At 41.6% G+C, this 21,403-nt stretch carries 17 protein-coding genes; 8 read left to right on the top strand and 9 right to left on the bottom strand.

Going from position 1 to position 21,403, the window contains the following annotated elements; genetic code table 11:
• The first annotated feature begins 148 nt into the window (after positions 1-148).
• Positions 149-1,138 (top strand): sensor histidine kinase, encoded by a 990-nt coding sequence (locus FNW02_RS24140; protein ID WP_348535436.1) that lies wholly within the window; start codon positions 149-151, stop codon positions 1,136-1,138.
• A gap of 148 nt (positions 1,139-1,286) precedes the next feature.
• Here FNW02_RS24140 and FNW02_RS24135 read toward each other — a convergent pair whose 3' ends face one another.
• Positions 1,287-2,042, bottom strand: coding sequence for a nucleotidyltransferase domain-containing protein (locus tag FNW02_RS24135; protein WP_191760021.1), 756 nt, complete (start codon positions 2,040-2,042; stop codon positions 1,287-1,289).
• 1 nt (position 2,043) lies between these two features.
• Between FNW02_RS24135 and egtC the strand changes: the two genes are divergently transcribed.
• The 5 genes from egtC (at position 2,044) to aqpZ (ending at position 9,287) form a co-directional block, all read left to right on the top strand.
• Positions 2,044-2,832, top strand: a complete 789-nt coding sequence (gene egtC / locus FNW02_RS24130) for an ergothioneine biosynthesis protein EgtC (RefSeq protein WP_191760020.1) — start codon at positions 2,044-2,046, stop codon at positions 2,830-2,832.
• Entirely contained in the window at positions 2,807-4,150 is a 1,344-nt protein-coding gene (gene egtB / locus FNW02_RS24125; RefSeq protein ID WP_191760019.1) for an ergothioneine biosynthesis protein EgtB, read from the top strand. Before egtC ends, egtB begins: the two co-directional genes overlap by 26 nt.
• A gap of 280 nt (positions 4,151-4,430) precedes the next feature.
• On the top strand, positions 4,431-5,465 hold the full coding sequence (egtD, locus tag FNW02_RS24120; protein ID WP_191760018.1) for an L-histidine N(alpha)-methyltransferase: 1,035 nt from the start codon (positions 4,431-4,433) through the stop codon (positions 5,463-5,465).
• A gap of 683 nt (positions 5,466-6,148) precedes the next feature.
• Positions 6,149-8,059, top strand: a complete 1,911-nt coding sequence (locus tag FNW02_RS24115; RefSeq protein WP_191760017.1) for an iron uptake porin — start codon at positions 6,149-6,151, stop codon at positions 8,057-8,059.
• A gap of 478 nt (positions 8,060-8,537) precedes the next feature.
• Complete coding sequence (aqpZ, locus tag FNW02_RS24110) at positions 8,538-9,287, top strand: aquaporin Z (RefSeq protein WP_191760026.1); 750 nt, start codon at positions 8,538-8,540, stop codon at positions 9,285-9,287.
• Between the two features lie 206 nt (positions 9,288-9,493).
• Here aqpZ and FNW02_RS24105 read toward each other — a convergent pair whose 3' ends face one another.
• The gene (locus tag FNW02_RS24105; protein WP_191760016.1) at positions 9,494-9,901 is read right to left on the bottom strand and encodes a Fur family transcriptional regulator; all 408 of its coding nucleotides are present in this window, start codon (positions 9,899-9,901) and stop codon (positions 9,494-9,496) included.
• A gap of 144 nt (positions 9,902-10,045) precedes the next feature.
• Between FNW02_RS24105 and purS the strand changes: the two genes are divergently transcribed.
• Together purS and purQ are read left to right on the top strand one after the other, a co-directional pair.
• Positions 10,046-10,324: a phosphoribosylformylglycinamidine synthase subunit PurS gene (purS, locus tag FNW02_RS24100; RefSeq protein ID WP_191760015.1), complete on the top strand. Its 279-nt coding sequence runs from the start codon at positions 10,046-10,048 to the stop codon at positions 10,322-10,324.
• A gap of 239 nt (positions 10,325-10,563) precedes the next feature.
• On the top strand, positions 10,564-11,241 hold the full coding sequence (purQ, locus tag FNW02_RS24095; RefSeq protein WP_191760014.1) for a phosphoribosylformylglycinamidine synthase subunit PurQ: 678 nt from the start codon (positions 10,564-10,566) through the stop codon (positions 11,239-11,241).
• A 92-nt stretch (positions 11,242-11,333) separates the two neighbouring features.
• Here purQ and FNW02_RS24090 read toward each other — a convergent pair whose 3' ends face one another.
• The 7 genes from FNW02_RS24090 to FNW02_RS24060 form a co-directional block, all read right to left on the bottom strand.
• Positions 11,334-11,921, bottom strand: coding sequence for a Uma2 family endonuclease (locus tag FNW02_RS24090; protein WP_191760013.1), 588 nt, complete (start codon positions 11,919-11,921; stop codon positions 11,334-11,336).
• 131 nt (positions 11,922-12,052) lie between these two features.
• Positions 12,053-14,041 (bottom strand): DICT sensory domain-containing protein, encoded by a 1,989-nt coding sequence (locus FNW02_RS24085; protein ID WP_191760012.1) that lies wholly within the window; start codon positions 14,039-14,041, stop codon positions 12,053-12,055.
• Positions 14,042-14,202: 161 nt separating this feature from the next.
• The gene (locus FNW02_RS24080) at positions 14,203-14,823 is read right to left on the bottom strand and encodes a pentapeptide repeat-containing protein (RefSeq protein ID WP_191760011.1); all 621 of its coding nucleotides are present in this window, start codon (positions 14,821-14,823) and stop codon (positions 14,203-14,205) included.
• A gap of 201 nt (positions 14,824-15,024) precedes the next feature.
• The gene (locus FNW02_RS24075; RefSeq protein ID WP_191760010.1) at positions 15,025-15,987 is read right to left on the bottom strand and encodes an orange carotenoid protein N-terminal domain-containing protein; all 963 of its coding nucleotides are present in this window, start codon (positions 15,985-15,987) and stop codon (positions 15,025-15,027) included.
• A 689-nt stretch (positions 15,988-16,676) separates the two neighbouring features.
• Positions 16,677-18,197: an anthranilate synthase component I gene (trpE, locus tag FNW02_RS24070; protein ID WP_191760009.1), complete on the bottom strand. Its 1,521-nt coding sequence runs from the start codon at positions 18,195-18,197 to the stop codon at positions 16,677-16,679.
• Positions 18,198-18,304: 107 nt separating this feature from the next.
• A complete protein-coding gene (locus FNW02_RS24065) occupies positions 18,305-18,727 on the bottom strand; it encodes a photosystem I reaction center subunit II PsaD (RefSeq protein ID WP_191760008.1) in 423 nt (140 codons plus the stop codon).
• 278 nt (positions 18,728-19,005) lie between these two features.
• Positions 19,006-21,015, bottom strand: coding sequence for a DICT sensory domain-containing protein (locus tag FNW02_RS24060; protein WP_191760007.1), 2,010 nt, complete (start codon positions 21,013-21,015; stop codon positions 19,006-19,008).
• Positions 21,016-21,403 lie beyond the last annotated feature (388 nt).

Here is a 21,403-nt window from a genome sequence, read left to right as displayed (position 1 = left end):
GCTTGGGAAAAGGAGCGTAACCAGCAGAAAGCTAAAATCGATTGGCGTTTTGCAGCTTCAGATGCCAGAGTGAAATTCCAACGGTTATATCCTAATTTACACCTGTCATAATTTTCTTGGTTGACTAGTAGGGATATTAGCTACTTCTTTGAATCAATTAGTTGAATGGGTGGGAGATTACACCCAGGAACTAAAGCTAGCTCACCAAAGTCTAGAACAACGGGTAGAAGAACGAACTCAAGAACTAGAACTAGCTCGCCAAAGTTTAGAGCAACGCGTAGAAGAACGAACTCAAGAACTTCAACAAATATTGCAAGACTTAAAAGAAACCCAAGGACAATTAATTCAAACAGAAAAAATATCTTCTCTGGGGCAGATGGTAGCAGGTATAGCTCATGAAATTAATAATCATGTCAACTTTATTTATGGTAATATTCAATGCACTAATGACTATACTCAAGACTTACTTAATTTAGTGAATTTATATCAGCAACAATACCCAGATCCTAATTGGACAATTGAAGAAAAAATAGAGGAAATTGATTTAAATTTTATTAATAAAGATTTACCCAGTCTACTTTATTCTATGAAAATGGGGGCTCAACGCATTCGGGAAATTGTGTTATCTTTGCGGAACTTTTCCAGATTAGATGAAGCTGATATGAAAGATGTAGATATTCATGAAGGGATTGATAATACCTTGTTAATTCTAAATCACAGATTTCAGTCAAAAATTGAAGTAATTAAGAACTATGGAGATTTACCATTAGTTGAGTGTTATCCGGCACAATTTAACCAGGTATTTATGAATATTCTGAGTAATGCAATAGATGCTTTGCTAGACCAAAAACATCAATCGGATAAAAACAAAAAAATTATTATAAATACATTAAAGATAGATGATACTTTCATCCACGTAGGAATCAAAGATAATGGTTCTGGAATTCCACCAGAGATTAAAAATAAACTATTTGACCCTTTTTTTACAACGAAGCCAGTAGGAAAAGGAACGGGGTTAGGTTTAAGTATTTGTTACCAGATAGTTGAAAAACATAAAGGAAAAATAGAAGTAACCTCAGAATTAGAACAAGAGACAAAGTTTATAATCGTCTTACCGATTAAAACAGAAATAAACTAGTAATGTTATTATACGAAAAACGTAGAGTTAAAAATTACCCATGCTTTGACTGTCGAAAGTAATTGCACAATTGAGCGATACTATCTTTCTTGCGGATAGAGGTATTTTAGCTTTTACTATATAAATTTATAAGTGATACGTTAAGAACTCATGATACACACACTCTCAAGCGTACTAGCAAATTATGCAAAGCTGCCTTAGCTGAAGGTGCTTCTGGCAGTGTACTTAATTCATACGCCTCTTGTAATTGATATCGTAGTCGCTCATATTCCTTCTGATGAAAATTCACATTGAAATCAGACAAATTAGAATTTTCTAAACCTGACAGCTTTTGGACGATCAAATCAGGTATATATGGCAAATTAAAGACTTGATTTAACTGAATTAAGTTAGACTCAATAATTCCTGTTTGCATCAAATAAATTCCTGTCAGTAGCACTCGATAAACATAAAGTAATGGTTTGACTCGATGTGGTTGTTCTTTCTCAAAAAGTTTCCATTGTGTTGCAGCAAAACCAATATAATGGTAACTATGGTGGCGAGTAATGCAATTTTTAGCAATAAATTTCAATTCCTCATGTTCTGGAGAAGTTGTTAATATTAAAGGTGAATACAATTGTTCTAACACATAACCATTTTTTTTAAGGAGCATCAAAAAGAATTTTTTGACATCATGAGTTACTAAATCAATTTCTAAAGCTTCACAAACTTCTGAAACTTCAATAGTTTCATTCCCAGTTTCTAATCCTATTACTTCTTGCACTGGTAAAATATGCACACCACGCAAGTCATAATCAGAATCAGGTGACGGAAAGCCATATAAATGGGAACCACTGATAATTGTGAATAAAAACGGGTAAGGCTGCTGCCAAATAATTGTGCTAATAGAAGGTGGAATATTCATAATGTGCCGTTTACTTGCTTATCTAGGTTCGCCTGTTTCTTTAGAAAAACTTCTGTATAAACCAGAACATTCTTTAATAATTCAGAGTTACCAACCCCGCGAAATGACCTCTGGAGTAGTAAATGCAGATGGCTTCGGTATGGGTTGGTATCATAATCAAAAAGATACTGAACCTTTTATCTATAAAAACACGCTGCCTATTTGGAATGACGTCAACTTGCCTAGTCTCAGCCGTTATGTTGAATCAAAATGTGTACTCGCTTATGTTCGTAGTGCTACACCAGGTCAAGCTATTGATTTTTCTAATTGTCAACCGTTTAATGAGCAACAGTTGTTATTCATTCATAATGGACGAATTGAGAATTTCCGCCAAACATTACACAGAAAAATTCGCAGCACTTTGACTCAAAATCTCTATGAAAAAATCAATGGGAATACTGATTCTGAACACATTTTTGCGCTATTACTTTCCCAAATAAAAATCAACAAGCATCGGCCTCTACAATATGCTTTACGCACTACATTATTAACACTTTTAGAGATGGCAAAACGCTATCAAGTAGAAGTTTCGGCAAATGTAGTTTTTAGCGACGGACATCGCCTGATAGCCTCTCGCTTTACTACTACTTCCCCTGCTCCATCTCTGTATTGGATACGGGATGATCTAATTTTCCCCAAATCTGTAATAATTGCCTCCGAACCACTATTTATTGGTAATTGGACTGCTTGCCCAGAAAATAGCATCATCAGTGTGAGAGAAGATTGTGATATCCAAGTTGAGCAAATCTAGTGTAAAAGAGACTATTTTTCAAGCCTTTCATGAATGTCGCACTAAAACCCTTTCGTTGTTCCAGGATGTAGACCAAGCCACATTCTCTAGTCAGCCTCATCCTGACTTTAGCCCCGTTGGTTGGCACTTAGGGCACATTGCCTATATTGAGTCTTTATGGATTTTAGAGCGCGGTGCAGGTTTGCCATGTTTTTTTCCGCAATACCGTAAACTTTTTGCAGCTGACGGTTTACCCAAGTCACAACGTGTCCAATTACCAAATTTAGAGGAAATCCTCTACTACCTGGATACAGTTAGAGAAAAAGTCTTGGAATACATACATGTAGATGATATCGAGCAGCAAGAACGTCTTTGGCGCTTTTTAATTCAGCATGAAAGTCAGCACTGCGAAATAATTACTATGGTGCTGGAATTAGTTAAGAGACAGGAGGCAGGAGATAGGAGGCAGGAGGCAGGAGATAGGAGGCAGGAGGCAGAAGATAGGAGTCAGGAGTTAAAGTTTGTTAGTTTGAACCCTGAACTTTGGACTTTTGACTATACAAAGCTAGTGAAAATGGTTTGTATTCCAGCAGGTGAATTTGAGCAGGGTAACAACTCAATTGATGCTTTAGATAATGAGCAACCTGTACACAAAGTATACTTAGACACTTACTGGATTGATCGCTATCCCGTCACTTGTGGACAGTATCGGTCATTTATAGAGGCGGGAGGTTATCAAAATCCTCGCTGGTGGTCTAAAGCTGGGTGGCAATGGCTAAAAATTGAGCAGGTAACACAACCTTTTTACTGGTGTGGCGAGCGCACCTGGGATAATCACCCGGTTTGTGGTGTCAGTTGGTACGAAGCACAGGCCTATTCCCGGTTTGTTGGTAAGCGGCTACCCACAGAAGCCGAATGGGAAAAAGCAGCAAGTTGGGATGCAAGAGCTAGTCACCGCCGCACCTATCCTTGGGGAGATGAAGAATTAATGACCCCAACCCAGAATTGTAACTGCGATCGCCTGATTGGCAAAACAACCGCAGTTGATGCCTACCCCGGTGGACAAAGTGCTTATGGTTTATACGATACTCTGGGAAATGTCTGGGAGTGGACAGCCTGCTGGTTTGATGGCTACGAGGGTTTTCAAAGTTACCCTTACTCAGGCTACTCAAAAGTTTATTTTGACCAACAGCACCGTGTTTTAAAAGGTGGCAGTTGGGCAACTCGTCCCTGGGTGCTACGTTCTAGTTTTCGCAATTGGTATCATCCCAACGTACGCCAAATTTTCGCCGGGTTTCGCTGTGCTGCTAGCGAAGTAAGCTCATCCGTGCGTAAGTAAAAACAGACCTCTTACAGATTTTACTACGCAAAACCGTCCCTCTCGCCTGTCCCAGAGGGACTAGGCTTAAACTAAAGTTTAAGGTAGGAAGAGGTTTATCCAAAAAATACCTAACAGCTTAATCAATGCTAAGTAAGGAAAAATCCTTAAATCTAGCTTTAAAGCTGGAATAATATAGCACAAGCGTGATGTTATGGGATATGGCTATGTGTTTCACTGGCTGGAGTAAAAAGTTTGCCCTCAAAAGTAACTTAAATTACGCCAGATATACGGAGGTTTAATGTCAGTATCTAAAGCTGTTAGCAACCAGTCTTCTCAAAACAGCATTGAAAAACGCTTGCAGATACAGCGTTTAGTAGAGGCAACCCCAATAGTTGCGCCTAATATTGGGAGTGATGTAGTTAAGGGATTAACTCAAATACCCAAATCTCTACCCCCCAGTTACTTCTATAATGACCGTGGTTCTGAGCTGTTTGAGCAAATCTGTAATTTACCAGAATATTACCTGACGCGCACAGAAACAGCGATTTTACAGCAGTATGCTAGTGAAATTGCCATCATGACTGGTGCTTGTGAATTGGTAGAACTTGGTAGTGGCAGTTCTACCAAAACCCGTATTTTACTAGATGCCTACCAGCAGTTAGGCTATCCTCTGCGTTATATACCGATTGATGTAAGCGCAGGTATTTTAGAAAGTAGTGCTAAGCAGTTACTAGTAGATTATCTCTCACTGCAAGTTTGTGCGATGGCAGGAACCTACGAATTAGCCCTTGCACAACTCCTAGTAACACAATTACCTAGTAGGATGGTTTGTTTTATCGGTAGTACTTTAGGTAATCTCAAACCTCAAGAATGTGATGTCTTTTTCTCCCAAATTATAGATGCTTTGCAAGTGGGTGAGTATTTTTTATTGGGAGTGGATTTACATAAACCGAAAGATATTTTAGAACCAGCTTATAACGATAATCAAGGGATAACGGCAGCGTTTAACCTAAATATGCTGGAGCATTTAAATCAGCGATTTGAGGGTGATTTTGATACAGCGCAGTTTGAACACTGGGCATTTTATAACGAAACTGAGCATCAAATAGAGATGCATTTACGAAGTCTGCGATCGCAAACTGTAGAACTACGCGCTCTCAACCTCAAAATTAATTTTGCCGCAGGTGAGACAATCCTCACCGAAATCTCTCGTAAATTTGACCTCAACACTATCAAGCAGCAACTTACTGCCAAGGGTTTAGTACCTCTGCAAGTGTGGACTGACACCAATCAGTGGTTTGGTTTATTGCTGTGTCAATTGCAAACAGCATAAATGATTTTGGCATTTTGAGGACTTATCACTGTCTATTATTAACTCAAAAATGTTGGATCGTTTTGCATTTTTTAGTCTGAACTCCAGTACTTAATGTAATACGCTTGGGATAAGATAATTTACACACCAATAACCTGTGTAGAGACGTTGCAATGCAACGTCTCTATATGCATGAAATCTGTACAAACAATCCTTAACTGAACTGTATTGGTACTTAATGTATGGCTAGTTAATTTTGTCTATAGTAGTCTGCTTTGATTTTTTAACTTACTTGTGTAGGTAACGGGGAATCGGAAAAAAGCTTCTTCGAGTTTGAGTTTTTAAGCGCAAGCGCAGGCTACGCTAACAAAAATAAAATAGGAGTTTTATATTTACTTACTAACTGTTTTTCTTAATATTAATACCATAAAACTACACTTTTGTAATTATAATTTTTTCAATAGTAACTATAGAAATTATTAATAGTACTAATTGTTAATTAATTGCAGAAATAGTATTTACTAGAATTTAATACTTGCGATATAAATTGATGTCTTAGTAAATCAATTAAGTAAATTTTTTTTGATATGAAAAATTTAAAGTTAACAAGATGCTCTTGCTAAATCTACTTTAAATTTCTTTATCAATCCCATTTAAACATCGCAATTAAGTTTTTCCTTATTTCATATGTATTGGGAGTTATCATGGCAAAACATCTACTAGTTCCTGCTGGTGGAGTGGGCTTTCTATGGTTAATTGTTGGGTTATCACCAGTGCAAGCCCTTTCTAATTTAGAGATTGCAGATCAAAACGTAGCAATTTCTCAACATGTTGACAGCTATGAAAAACTGGATTTTCATAAAGGTAATTTAGGCAATACTATTTCTAGGGAATTGCTAATAGCTAATGAAAGCCAAAAAGATTTTTCATCAGCGAATCAACAGCAAAAAAGCGAAAATGTAGAGTTAGATTTTGCTAATAACTCTTCGCAGCCAATCATACCACAATCTGCAAATTTATCTCAACCATTAGACGAACTTGCACAAGTAACATCCGTATCCCAATTGTCTGATGTACAGCCGACTGATTGGGCCTTTCAAGCACTACAATCTTTGGTTGAGCGCTATGGTTGTATCGCTGGTTATCCCAATCTAACCTATCGCGGTAATCGGGCGATGACTCGCTATGAATTTGCGGCCGGCTTAAATGCTTGTTTAGATCGAATCAACGAACTAATCGCTACTGCAACTGCTGATTTGGTCAAGAAAGAAGATTTAGTCACATTGCAAAAATTACAAGAACAATTTACTGCGGAACTGGGGACATTGCGGGGTAGAGTGGATGCGGTAGAAGCTCGAACGGCAGAACTAGAAGCAAATCAGTTTTCTACTACTACCAAACTCAATGGAGAGGTAATTCTCGCTGGTATTGGTGCTACTGGCGGCGCTCCTGATCGGGGCGACCCTAACATCATCCTAGTAAATAGAGTGCGATTAAATCTCACCACTAGCTTTACAGGTAAAGATTTATTAATTACTGGATTGCAATCTTATAACTTTTTGGGTGGGGCCGATGGACAGGGTAGCCTGCAAGAAAGTTTAGGATTGGCTTCGCCTATTTTAAGTGCAAGTAGCGCTCGTACCAGTTTTGAGCCTCAGTTTCCTGGGATAAACGTCAAGAATTTGTCGAGTGTTGGCGCCAACAGTGTGGAAATTTATAAATTGCTGTATATCTTTCCCGTCGCTGAGAAATTAACTTTGTTTGCGGGAACTGCGGCGGAAACATCTGATGCTTTCCCAGTAATCACACCTTTTTATGGTGAAGGACAAGAGTCAATTTCTCGTTTTGGCGGCTTAAATCCTGTGGTACGGGTTTCTGGCGGGACTTCGGGTACTGGTTTAGCATCGGCGGCGGGATTTATCTTTAATATTTCCCCGAATTTGGATTTAAGAGCCTTGTATGGCAGTGTAAATGCCAACTTACCCCAAAAATCTCCTAATGAGGCACTACCAGGAGTTTCTACTACACCTTTAGGAGCAGGTTTGTTTAGTGGTAGTAGTGTTGTAGCAGCACAGTTAACCTTCAAGCCAAGTTCTGATCTTGATATCGGTCTAAACTATGCTCACAGTTATCATGAAATCAACATTTTAGGTACAGGATTAATTAGAGATGATATTGGTGCGTTAGGTGGTGTTGCGGCTGGGACACCTGTGGCACTCAACTCTGTTGGGGGTACGATGACATGGCGATTTTCTCCCAAGATAGCCTTATCTGGCTACGGTGCAGCCATGTTTGTTGATGATTCTTCTAATAGCGTGAATGCTTCCACTACCTTTACAAGTTGGATGGTGGGAGTTCACTTTAAAGACTTATTCAAGTCAGGGAACAATGCAGGTATTATTTTTGGTCAGCCACTTTACCGTAGTGATGCTAGTGGTTCTGCTCAACTTGGTGAAAATCGAGCTACTCCTTACCATTTAGAAGCGTATTATCGCGTTAAATTGAATGATAATATCAGTATTACCCCTGGTGCGTTTATTCTGTTTAACCCAGAGGGTAACAGCACAAACGAGACAACAACTGTAGGTGTACTTCGTACTACTTTTACGTTTTAACGAAAAAAGAGAGTGGGAAGTAGGGGGGAAATATAGAGTTCTTGTCATGAAGGGCATAGTAGTACAAGTCTACCTAAAGCCGAGATTTGTACTATGCCAACGGCAAGGTTTAAACCCTTATTGTTTCGTTGCAACTAGTCTAAAGTTCGGTTAATAAGCCAAGGATACGAAAAGTACGACTTTGGAATTAGTTTTGTTAACCATTCAGACAATAATACAAACTTCATCTAACTTACGAGTGAAGTTTTACAGGTTTCGCGTAGCTAGCATCAAATGAACATAAAGCAGAGAATCCACTACCTTTAGTCTCTAACTCATTTTTGAGGGTTTCTTTAATAGGTTGAGATGAGTTGTTTACCCAGCAATACTTCCCGATTAATGAAGTGTTGATAGAGGGTAACGGTTGGCGACTATGGAGGAGAGGGCGATCGCTTACTTGACTTAAATCAATTTAAGGAAGAATCTCAATATGATGACGATGCCACTTTCTACGCGATGCATTGCAGAATTTATTGGGACATTTGTGCTAGTACTCGGTGGATGCGGTAGTGCTGTTTTTGCAGCTACATTTCCTGATGCAAAAGCTAATGAACTAGGAATTGGTTTTGTAGGTGTGGCTCTGGCATTTGGCCTAACAGTGCTGACTATGGCCTACGCAATTGCTCATATTTCCGGTTGTCATCTTAACCCAGCTGTATCATTTGGGCTGTGGTCAGGAAACCGTTTTCCTAGTTCTGATCTGCTTCCATATATCATTTCTCAAGTACTGGGAGCAATAGTAGCCGCAGGCCTGGTTTATTTAATTGCCACTGGTAAATCAGGATTTACACTTTCTGGTTCTAATCCACTAGCGACAAATGGTTTTGGAGAGCATTCTCCCGGCGGTTATTCATTTGTTGCTTGTTTCATTACAGAGGTTGTACTTACCTTCATTTTTTTAATTGTAATTTTAGGTGCAACCGATGGCCGCGCTCCCAAAGGTTTTGCACCTATTGCCATTGGTCTAGCACTAACACTCATTCATTTGATCAGCATTCCGATAACTAATACATCGGTTAATCCTGCTCGTAGTACTGGCCCTGCTCTTTTTGCTGGTGTAGAATTATTCGGGCAACTTTGGATGTTTTGGGTAGCTCCAATTTTAGGTGCAATATTGGCAGGCATGTTCTATTCCAAAGTTTTAGGTGAATCAGGAGCGCAAGTTGTGGGTGACGTTCAACCAAGATAGCGTTTTAAAGGAAATCACTGAATCTGTTGAGAAGCTAGGAGTTAGAAGTTTTGAATTTCTAACTTAAACTTTTTATTTCGCTCAACAACCATATTTTCTCCTCTACCGAAAGGACACAGGAGCAGGCATCAGTCAATATGCCCTATGTTTCAGCCGAGTCTATCGGTTAGTTACAAGCCCCATCCCCTTGTGGGTGGGGCAGTTGACTATTCTGTCGCCATACCGACAGCTTGCAAACTTTGACATTGGCTGCACAACCCAAAAAACTCTAGGGTATGGTAAAAAATTTTAAACTTATGGCTGGATTCTAACTGGTCTTCTAGGTTATGAACCGGGCATTGATTAATCGGAATTGAAACGCCACATTGCAGGCAAGTTAGGTGGTGTTTGTCTTGCTGCGCTAGGCTGTATAAGGCTTCACCGTTAGCCAATGTCCGCACTTGTACCAAGCCTTCCAATTTTAAAGCTTCCAAAGAGCGGTAAACTGTTGCTAAACCCATGCTCTGATTGCTATTACGTAGTTCTACGTAAATATCCTGGGCGGAAATGCCTTGTTTGATAGTTTTTAGCAGGTTCAAAATCCGCTCTTGACTGCGGGTGCGTATGGCTCTCATAGACAATAGGTTAAATTTGCCACTGTAGTTGAAGCTGTTGGACTGGCTAACTGATAGATTAACTCTAACCGCTTCGTAATCTTATTTTCACTCAGTTGGAACAGAAAGTTATAGTATAGCGATCGCAGGATTCAGCAAAAGCCCGTGCAAAGCAAGTATTTAGCCAAAATTTTCGTGACGCTTCGTCCTTCAGTCTTAGACCCCGCTGGTGTGGCTGTACAATCCGGTCTTAAGCAACTAGGATACGACAACGTTGAACAGGTGCGGATTGGTAAGTACATTGAACTAACCATCACCTCGACAGAAGAGAAAAAAGCGCGTCAAGACCTTGACCGTATCTGTGACCAGATGCTAGCAAATACCGTGATTGAAAATTATCGCTTTGAGTTGATTGAGGTCGAAACACAAACGGGAGTCTTTTAGGGATTGGGGATTAGGCACTGGGGAACTCGGGGCCCCCTCTGGGGATAAGGGGCAATGGGGACTGGGAAATAACTAACTGTTCCAATGCTCAATGCTCTATTCTCCAAATGACAAATACTTCGGCTCCTTTCGGCTCCCTTCTCTACGAGAGGCTGCGCCCTAAACGTAGCTATGCCGCAGGCTTTACGGCTCCGCTCAGGACAAGCCGCTCAGTACAAGTGACAAATGACAAGTGACAAATGACAAAATTCGGCATTATTGTTTTTCCAGGTTCTAATTGCGATCGCGATGTTGCTTATGTTACCAGAGACTTGCTGGGGCAACCAACTCGCATGGTTTGGCATCAAGAAACGGATATTGATGATTTGGATGTTGTTGTCATACCTGGTGGTTTTAGTTACGGGGATTATCTCCGCTGCGGTGCGATCGCGCGGTTTTCGCCTGTAATGCAACAGGTTGTAGAACATGCCCAAAAGGGTAAGTTTGTCCTCGGTATCTGCAACGGGTTTCAGGTATTAACTGAAGCTGGCTTACTACCTGGGGTATTGACAAGAAATCGAGATTTGCATTTTATTTGCGATCGCGTTCCCCTGAAAGTTGAGCGTACCAATCTCTCTTGGACGCAAGCTTACACCACTGCTGAAGTTATTACTTTGCCTGTTGCTCACGGAGAGGGGCGATTCTACGCCAACGAAGCAACTTTATCAGAGATTGAAGATAACGGACAAGTGGTGTTCCGCTATGAAAAAGATAATCTCAACGGCTCACTAAACAACATTGCAGGGATTTGCAATCGTCAAGGCAATGTCTTAGGGATGATGCCGCACCCCGAAAGGGCATCTGATGTAATGTTAGGGAATAGTGATGGCTTGAGGTTGTTTCAAGGATTGTTAGAGAAAGTAGCAGTATTGTCTTGAAGTTAATATTCGTGCCTTTAATAATAAAAAACCATGCTCTTTTCAAGACAGGGGTATGGTTTTTCGCTATAGGGAATAAAACATTAGTAAAGCTACATAATTTGCTGTAAATGCAACACAAATCCAGGCAACACATTTTCTCCTGATAAACTAATAGGATTGTTTAATATTTCTACATCTTTGTCTGGACGATAAATTTCTACTCGCTTGTTTTTCCGGTCGATTAACCAACCTAATTGAGCGCCATTTTCGATATACTCTTGCATTTTATCCTGTAAATCTTTTAGGGAATCACTAGGAGAGCGTAGCTCTACTACAAAATCAGGACAAATTGGGGCAAATTTTTCCTGTTGTTCTGAAGTTAGAGCATTCCAACGCTCAATTTTTACCCAAGAAGCATCTGGAGAGCGTTCTGCACCATTGGGTAGGATGAAGCCAGTTGAAGAGTCAAAAACTTCGCCTAAATTCCTCTCAGAGTTCCAAATATCAAGTTGAGTGGTGATTTTAACATTACGCCTGCCAGTATCACTACCTGTAGGTGGCATAATTAATAATTCCCCTGATGCTGTGCGCTCAAATCGATAATCGCGGTTTTTCTGACACATCTGGAAAAATTGATCATCTGTCAAGTCGATTTTCAATTTGAGTGTAGAGGGTAAAGTAGTTGTCGTGGCGTCCATAGACTTATCCCAGCATCTTACTTTCTAGTTTAGTGAAATGTGGTAAGCGATGTCTACGACTGGCTACGCCTACGCACTTTCTCAAAATCTCAACTGTGCGATTAGGGAATTAAAAAAACACAACATTCAGATTAAAGAATAGGCAACGCAACTGGAATTGTAAAGTGAAATTGGCTACCCTGGTCTTTACCCGGAGACTCAGCCCAAATTTTTCCTCCCAGATTATCGATAATGCAACGACAAATTGCTAAACCTAATCCGGTTCCTCCCACAGTGCGTTGCAAAAATCCTTCTTCTTGATAAAAGCGCTCAAAGATAGATTCTAGCCGATTAGATTCTATACCTCGACCTGTATCCGCAATAGTGACTTTTAACATAGAAGTCTTATTGGAATTCTCCAAGGCTGCTTTACCTCCAACGTCTTCGGAACTGATGAAGTGAGCACGAATTGTGACTTGTCCACTTTTGTCGGTAAACTTACAGGCGTTATCGAGTAGCTTACTTAAAACTTCGATCAGTCCTTCTCCGTCTACCTGAATTAAAGGCAAATGCTGGGGTAATTCTACAATAATTTTGGGTAATTTCTGACGCGATTCTAGTCCACTTAAAGCCAAATCTAGGTATTCTTGAAGGCAAATTGGCTCTGGTTGCCAGCGCACCATCCCACTTTCCAAACGAGATAAGGTGATAAAGTCCTGGATCAGCTTACGCAAACGCTCTGCATCGTCCAAAGCAGTTTGCAGCATCATTTGCTGCAAATCTGGTGGCATTTCTAGTTCTGTGACTAAACTTTCTAAGCAAACACGAATGGTAGATAAAGGAGTACGTAGTTCATGTCCGACAATGGCAGTTAAGTTACTTTGGGTACGCTCTAAGTCTACCAGTTGGCGATTAAGAGTTTCTAAGTTGGTATAAGCTTGTGCCTGCATTAAGGCGACTCCGGCTTGAGTAGCGATCGCTTCAACTAAAGCTATATCATCCTCTGTCCACAGATAAGGCTTTGGCTGGTGCAATTCCAGCATTCCCAGCCAGGTTCCCTGATAGCGAATGGGCACTAATAAGCAAGCCCGGATTTGCCACTGCGCTAGTTGCGTTTTTAAGTCTGGGTGTGACTGCAAGCCTAAGTCCTGGGTGATATCGGCAATAGCTAGAATTTCTGACTGGTTTGCGCTATTGGTTCGACTTTGCGCCAAAGCAGTTTGAAACAGTGGATGATCTGCCAATGACCAGACTTCCCCTTTCAAAGAGGGTAATTCAGCAGGTGTTGACTCATAAGCAATTGGCTGTTGGCTATCTGGCTGCTCAAGATAAAGTAAACAGCGGCAATGGCTAAAGGCTTGACCTAATTCTGTAACAGTAACATTCAGAATCTCTTCGGCGTTCAAAGAGCGACGGATCGAAGTAGCGATCGCATTGAGTAGGCGCTCTTTACGCTCCTTGCTGGCGATCGTGCGATAAGCTTTCAGTAGCCTGTATTGACTGGCTTGCAGATATGTAACTAGGCGGTTGACAAACAGTTTAGGGCCAAGCTCTAATACCCGATTAGTTGATGTCTGCGCTTGCGATTCATCCAGCAAATGATAGCGCCGCTGTGCTCGCTTAATTTTAGAGGCTAGTTTTGGTTGATAAGCCAAAATCCGCTCTAACATCAGTCGGGCTGCATAAATGCTAACTTGGGGGTCAAAAGTCCAAATCCCCTGAAATTGTCTTAACTGGTCTAGTGATGCTGAGTCTACAGGTGAAGCGTGCTCTCGACAAATCACACAAGCTGAATATCGCCGACCAATTACGATCAAATGCCACTCCTGAGCTAATTCGTTGTCAGGAGCAAAAGGGATAGTTGCATAAGGGGCTGAAGCAGCACCAAAGTTAGTCTCTGGTGCTGCTAACACGTAAACATGGTCAGTATGCTGAGCAATTTTCTCATACCGAGGAATTTCCTGGCGATAAAAACGCTCCTGCTGAAAATTGGCAATCACTAGGGGTCGATCTGTCCCTGCCAATACTAGGTCTTCTATGGCGTGAGAAAGAGCCGTCAGCGAAGACTTGAAATAGATTTGAGATTGTAGATGTGGTAGTACTTCGCACAAATCCTGCAACAGGGAATTCGAGACACTCATCAGTAGTTAGATTTGAAACTGCCTTTGATAATGAGCTTTTAATAAACAATGGGATTTTTTTCGTTAAGACCGTCATTAGTCATTTGTCTTTTCTAAATAAACCCGAATGACTAATAACAAACACGAGAAGTCTCAGAGGAGTAAAAATAATTCTTTATTTGTTAACCTACCTCGACTAAGCTACGTTCAGGTAAGGTTGCTCCGCTCAGGAAGCAGTAGCGTAAATCCACTTGAGTCAGGTCTACTTCCGTGAAATCTACGTCACTTAAATCAGTTTTGAACAAAATAGCTTTGGTCAGATTAGCATGACTCAAGTCTGTCTTGCTTAAGTTTGTCCCAGTCAAATTTGCACCCCTAAGATTTGCCCCTGCCAGAAAAGCGCCGCTGAGATTGGCATAGCGTAAGTCTGCACCACTCAAATTTGCACCGCTAAGGTCGGCATTACTTAAGTCTGCTAAGCGTAGGTCTGCCTTGAGTAAAGAGGCTTTGTGCAAATCTACCTGATTAAGCTTCGCCCGAATTAGGTTGGCGGCCTTTAAGTTTGCCCAAATTAGATTTGCTCCACTAAAGTCGGTTCTCCAGAGGGCTGCCGCAGTCAAATTGGCTTCAATCAGATTTGCCCCACGCAAATTAGCCTGAGATAGAGTCGTATTAGCTAGATTAGCTTTATCTAGATTGATGCCAGCTAAACATACCTCGCTCATATTGAGTGAGTGCAGGCTTACATAAGTGAAATTTCTTTCTCCTGCACAATAGCGTTTGAGAAGTTCGTCAGCATCCATATAGCCTGCCTCCAAATCTCTATTTATTACCAGTAAATTACAGTATTCAATTGAAAATTGCTGAAAATAGCGTTTTTTAACAGAATTTTGAAAATTTTGTCCCGATATTGGAACTATTTAACTCTTTTTGCTTAAGCGTGACGAGGTGGCGATCGCTAACTCGCTCACGCTTAAGTAGGCTGGAGCGACTAACCTAACGCTCTATTTACGTACTAGGTTGAGCAGTTCTTTAGGAGAAGCTAACAAGTCAATCGCAACGAAGAAGATTTTGCCTTGGGGATTTAGTAAAAACCGCCATGCAATATTCATCCCTACACTGGCGCCAAACCAGGGAGTTTGGACTTTACCCGTAACTTTAACCTGGGTATACCCATCTTCCACTGGCTCAGATACACCACGCTCTGGCATCATTTTTAGTCCCTGGCATTCTTCACGCATATAAGCGCGGATTGCCTCCTGACCAACAATTGGTCTTTCAAAAGGAGGTTGCAGAGCACCATCGGACATGAATAGGGCCACAGCCGCATCAAAGTCATTGGCATTCATGTTATTGATATAGCCCAGCACCGTAGGATTACTGATGCCTTCAACGGTAACTTTAGTCCGAAATGCTGGTGCAGTAGGAGGAGCGACGGGTTCTGAGATTTTTTTGTAACTACCTGGAGCATTTGGATCAAATCCCATGCTAACTACGGTATTGCGTAGGATCGTGATTTGTTGGCCTGGGTCGGCTTGTCGGATCGCTTGCAGCACATCGGCAGCCTTAGCAGAAAGCTTATAGCCTTCTGGAATAGGAGCGACGATTCCCTGAGCCATCCATTCTCCTAACTGATACCAAAAGCCCAACTTGATGTTTACAGTGAAGGATGCATAGGAACGGCACAGAGGAGTGTCAGCACGGTTAGCCAAATCATACATAACTCGTGTTTGAGCATCAAAAGGCATTTGCTTGATTTGCTCAAGTAAGCCTTGCGCCAGAACCATGTTAGCTGCCCCTGGAGCCGCAACCGTAATAGATCTACCCATCTCGGTATAGGCAAACCAAAGTAATGCTAGTTGATCTTCAGCATTGAGCTGAGAGAACGATTCAATGACAGTTGGAACAACGTCAGCAACTAAAGTGCCGGGAAAAATACTTTGAGCCGACTGGATGGTAAAAGACATGGCAGGAATTTCAAAAAGAAAACTAAAAGTACTGTCAAATTTGAAAAATCAAATGTGCAAAAAACAAAAGGAAAATGCGCTACACACAACAATTCTGTTGCTCTTGAGTTAGATACTCGGCAAAGCAATTCACAGGCTTAACTGTATAGTTATTCAAAAAGCCTTAGTTAGCAGTGGTTTAACGCATTCGTGTTGTTTTTGTATCTTTATGTAAAGAAACATAACAAGTTTGTTACAAATAAGCAATGATTTCTTAGCTATATATCTATAAGTTCTATTTATAAGATAGATAAGATTTGCTTAAGTTATAAAAAACACCTATATTCCAAGTATTGAAAGTCGCTCAAATTTCTTCAAGAACAATAGTTATTAGGACTAGCCCTTTGAAAGTGTGTTATTTTGCAACTTTTTCTGGTTTAGAATCTAGCCCTTTCAAGATCTAAATTGAAAAGATGTATTTTTCTTAGTGTCTTTGTGCCTTAGTGGGTGGTGAAAAATTTGACTTTTGAAACACAAAGACACTAAGACACAAAGGTGAAAAGTCTACAATTGGGCAAAATTTTCTGGTATTTTTACCCACCTTGAAAGAATTAGTCTTACTACCTTAAAAGTGCTAGTTTTTAGATATTTAGAAATAGCAAATTAAGGACTTATCAAGCCTTTCTTTGTTTGTAAAGAGGAGTTGAATTTCAACGCAAGCAACGAATCGCTTCTAAAAGTCCTCTGGCTTTATTCAGTGTCTCTTCGTATTCTTTCTCAGGCTCAGAATCAGCCACCAAACCCGCACCGGCTTGCACGCTTACTGTATTATCATGCATTACCATTGTGCGAATTGCTATAGCACTATTCAGTTGCCCTTCAAAATCATAATATCCATACACACCAGAATAAACGCCTCGACGGCTAGGCTCTAACTCATGGATAATTTCCATTGCCCGAATCTTAGGTGCACCGCTGACCGTACCTGCTGGGAAGCAAGCTTTTAGTAAATCCCATGCGGTTTTGTTTGGTGCTAATTTACCCACAACATTGCTGACAATGTGCATTACATGGGAGTAGCGTTCAACTACCATTAATTCATCAACTTTCACGCTACCGCTTTGGCAAACACGCCCTAAATCATTGCGCCCTAAATCAACGAGCATGACGTGTTCAGCAATTTCCTTGGGGTCTTTAAGTAAATCTTCAGCTAGCTCTGCATCTTCTTGGGTTGTTTTACCCCGTGGACGCGTCCCGGCAATCGGGCGTACTGTTGCTATCACTCCACCATCTGGGTCTAGTTCTGCTTTCACCATCACTTCTGGACTGGAACCGATGATTTGCCAATCTTGAAAATGAAAGTAAGCCATGTAAGGCGAAGGATTAATCTGACGCAAGGAACGGTAAAGCGCAAATGGGTCGCCTGTGTATGCCGTTGATAATCGCTGAGAAATTACGACTTGGAAGATATCGCCTGCTTTGATGTAGTCTTTTGCTTTTTGGACATTGGCACAGAAATCAGGGCGGGTAGAGTTGCTGGCGTATTCCTCTACTCCTGTGTTCTCCTCCTCTGCTCCTTTAGTTCGTGGGGGTGTCCATGCCAATTTGGTATTTTGCAGCGATAGGGGTAGAGATAGCTTATTGAGCATTTGAGTGACGCGATCGCACGCTTGCTGATATGCTTCCTGTAAATTGGAGTTACGCAAATCAGCATAGGCGATCGCCCAAATTTTTCGCTTCACCTGATCAAAAATTAACAGGTGGTCAACCTGCATCCACAATCCATCTGGAATATTTCTCTCGTCTGGTGGATGAATTGGGACACGCGGCTCTATCCAGCGAATCAATTCATAACCCCAAAATCCAAACAATCCGCCAATTCCTGGCGGCAGTTGCGGTAACTTGACTGGCTGATAAGGTTCTAGACATTGGGCTAAAGCTGTAAAGGGGTCGCCTTCAAACATCACCTGCGAACCGTCGCGGTGTGTTTGGGTCGTGTTATTGTCCCTTGCTTCTAAAATCCATAGCGGATCGCAACCCAATAAACTGTAGCGTCCGAGTTTTTCCCCACCTTCCACCGATTCCAACAAAAAGCTATAAGGCTGACCTGCACATACTTTATACCAAGCAGATACGGGCGTATCTAAGTCTGCTACCCACTCTTGATACACCGGAACAAAGTTGCCTTGTTGGGCTAGGCTGGAAAACTGGGAAAAATCAGGAAAAATCATAATTTTTCAATGGTAATTGGCAATAGGTAATAGATTAATTGGTAATTGTTTTTCTTACCCATTACCCGTTACCCATTACCCATTACCCATTAACTACTAACAGCTAATTATGGAGCGTCGTAAGGATAAACGCCGCTAAACTTAAGTTTTGCTGGACTGGGGTTTTCGCCAATACGGCGGTCTACGTAACGTACTTTTTCGCGGCCTTCGTTTACCTTTTCGGGGAACACACCATCAGCCGGGTGAATGAAAGTGGTTTCTCCGTTGGGTAAAATCCGGTAGATTTTGTAGTTAGTAATTTTGAACTTTCTGAGTTGACCGCCTAAAGCGATGCATTGCTCTTTTCGAGCTAAGTGCAGGAGATTTTCGCCGTTTCGCATAGTGGCAGCACCACCTGTAGGCAATTCAAATACTTGGTCTTTAGGGCTAGTCCAAGTAATAGCGTACTTTTCTTCTTCTTTTGCTTTTGTTAGCAAGCCGCCAGTGTTGCCACCATATAGCGGAGTTTGTCCAGAGAGTGTTTCTGCCATAGAGTTGTCTCTCAACGTTTTTAGGGCATCGTAACACCGCCATCAGGATCATATTGCGATCGCGTCATAGACTGTAACAGTTTTTATAAAAAGGCGTTGGGAAAACCCATTCTTTCTCGGTAGGTGATGAAAGACGCCTTTTTAGTCCGTTGACGGTTGACGGTTAACAGTTAACTGTCAACTGTCTTTCGTGTTATCCCATCCTCTTTTAGGAGAGGGATGAGCTTAATCAAGAGTCATTTGTTATTTGTTAAAAACCAATGCCCAATGTTTCATAACTATTTACTCTTGACTTTTGACCGTTTTTCTTCTTTGCTACCCTGAACGATGGGAATGGTGAAATGAAACTGACTACCTTGGTCTTTGCCAAATGACTCTGCCCAAATTTCACCACCCCAGCCATTGACAATTTGGCGGCAAATTGCTAATCCCAGTCCAGTACCACCAGTGGTACGTCGTAGTGCGCCTTCTTCTTGATAGAAGCGGTCAAAAACTACTTCTAGACGATTGGGTTCAATGCCGCGTCCGGTGTCAGCTACGGTGACTTCCACCATCTGATTCTTGTTCCGAATAGCTTTAATAGTGATTTCTCCTTGTGCTGGCGTAAATTTACAAGCATTGTCTATGAGTTTTGCTAGTACCTCCACCAGCCAATCACCGTCAGCTCTCACTAAAGGTAAGTCTTGAGCTATTTGAGTTTTGATTTGAGGCGGCTTTTCTGTTGAGGAGCGGCTGCGATTTCGGCTGAGTGCTAGATCTACACACTCTTGTAAAGTCAGTGATTCTGGATGCCATTCAACTCGACCACTTTCCAGATTGGAAAGGGTGAGGAAATCTTGTACTAGTTTTCGCATCCGTTCGGAGTCGGAAAGAGCAGTGTTAAGCATCACCTGCTGCAACTCCAAGGGCATATCCGGCTCACTGGCGAGGCTTTCCAAACACACTTGAATGGTGGATAGGGGGGTACGCAGTTCGTGCCCGGTGATGGCTATGAGGTTGCTGCGGGTGCGATCCAGGGCTTCTAGCTGTTGGTTAAGTTCTTCTAAATTGGCGTAAGCTTCCGCTTGAATCAGAGCTGCTCCCACTTGAGTGGCGATCGCTTCTACTAAATCCAATTCCCCAGATTGCCAATCGTGCGGTGGCATCCGGCAATAGTGTAACTCTACAATGCCCAACAACCGCCCTTGATAAAATACTGGTTCTATCAGCCAAGAACGAATAGCAAACTTTTTGGCGATTAAGGAAAGTCCCGCCGAGTTAGTAACACGATGGTCAGTCAGCGTATCGTTAACACAGACGCCCTCGCCCTGTTGGACTATTTCCCGAAATAGGGGATTTTTGTCTAACTCCCAGGTTTGCCCGCGAACAGATACAGTGCCAGGAGTTAAAAACTCATGTTCAATTACAGCTTGACTATCGATAGCTTGAGCGCGGTAAATTAAACAGCGACAAGCTTCTAGGTGTTGCCCTAATTCTTGTGCTGCTACCTGGAGAACTTCATGAGGATCAAGCGATCGCCGAATGGCAGTACTGATCGAATTGACCAATCGTTCTTTGCGTGCTTGGGCAGTAATTGAACGGTAGGCTTTGTGCAATTTGTACTGACTAGCTTGTAAATAAGTTACTAAGCGTTGTACAAAGGGGTCTGTGTCAATGTCACAAGCATATTCGCTGACTTGTTCAGCTCCAGAGTAGCTTCTCGGCTCACCTATGCCAAACCTCTGGCGGGCCTTTTCAATTTTGCTCGCCAGTTCTGGTCTGTAAACCACAATCCTGTCTAAAATCAATTGGGCTGCTTTGAGGCTAACTCCCCTTTCCGATGTCCATATACCCTCAAATCTTCGCGCTGTATCCATATCCAGATTCGGGCTTAGCTCTGGTAATTGGCTATTTTTGGCAATAGAGCCAAGGCTTTCACGGCAAACCAGACAAGTGGCATAGTTGTCAGCAATTACTATTAAATGCCACTCTTGACTTAAACCATCTTCTGGCTCAAAAGCTACCTTTTCATAGAATTCCGAACTATTGGCAAAATCTGTTTCTGGAGCAGACAATACATATACTTGATTGCTTCGCAAAGCAAGTCGCTGGTAGCGATGAGCTTCTTGGCGGTAAAATCGCTCTCGCTGAAAGCTAGCAATTACGAGGGGTTGAACTAAAGTCGCAGCCAAAACCTGATCTTCCATTGCGTGGGAGAGCGCCGTTAGTGAAGCCTTGAAATATAGCTGGGGCCGCAGGTAGGGTAGGGACTTTAGCAGATCACTCAGCACGGAAGTCGAAATGCTCATGAATTATCGTTAAACGCCCAATCTCGACAAGATCTATCCACGTCACAGCTGCATTGTACAAATTACAAAGGACTCTCAAGTTAATTAGACAGTTGCAATATGTAAAGAATGCTAAAAAGCACTTTTTGCCAATGCAAGCGGAGCACTTTACTACCATAAAGAAGGAGCATGTGCAGCTTTATTTACAAATTTAAAAGTCTTGATTAGTAAATATAGCTACAGCGGCAATGCATTAGTATTTTGCCCCCTGACGTGCCGTAAGTATAGATGTAGCACATCCATTTGCCATAGCCGCTTTGTTCCTCACCTAAGTTTTCTTTATCCATTGGCTAGCATTGTGATGTTTCAAATAGTAGGCTACTAAGCCCAATATACATTCTCGCTCAGC

The organism is Komarekiella delphini-convector SJRDD-AB1 (genome assembly GCF_014831675.1).
In the GTDB taxonomy this organism is placed as follows: Bacteria; Cyanobacteriota; Cyanobacteriia; order Cyanobacteriales; family Nostocaceae; genus Komarekiella.
This window is presented reverse-complemented; position numbering and strand designations above follow the sequence as displayed.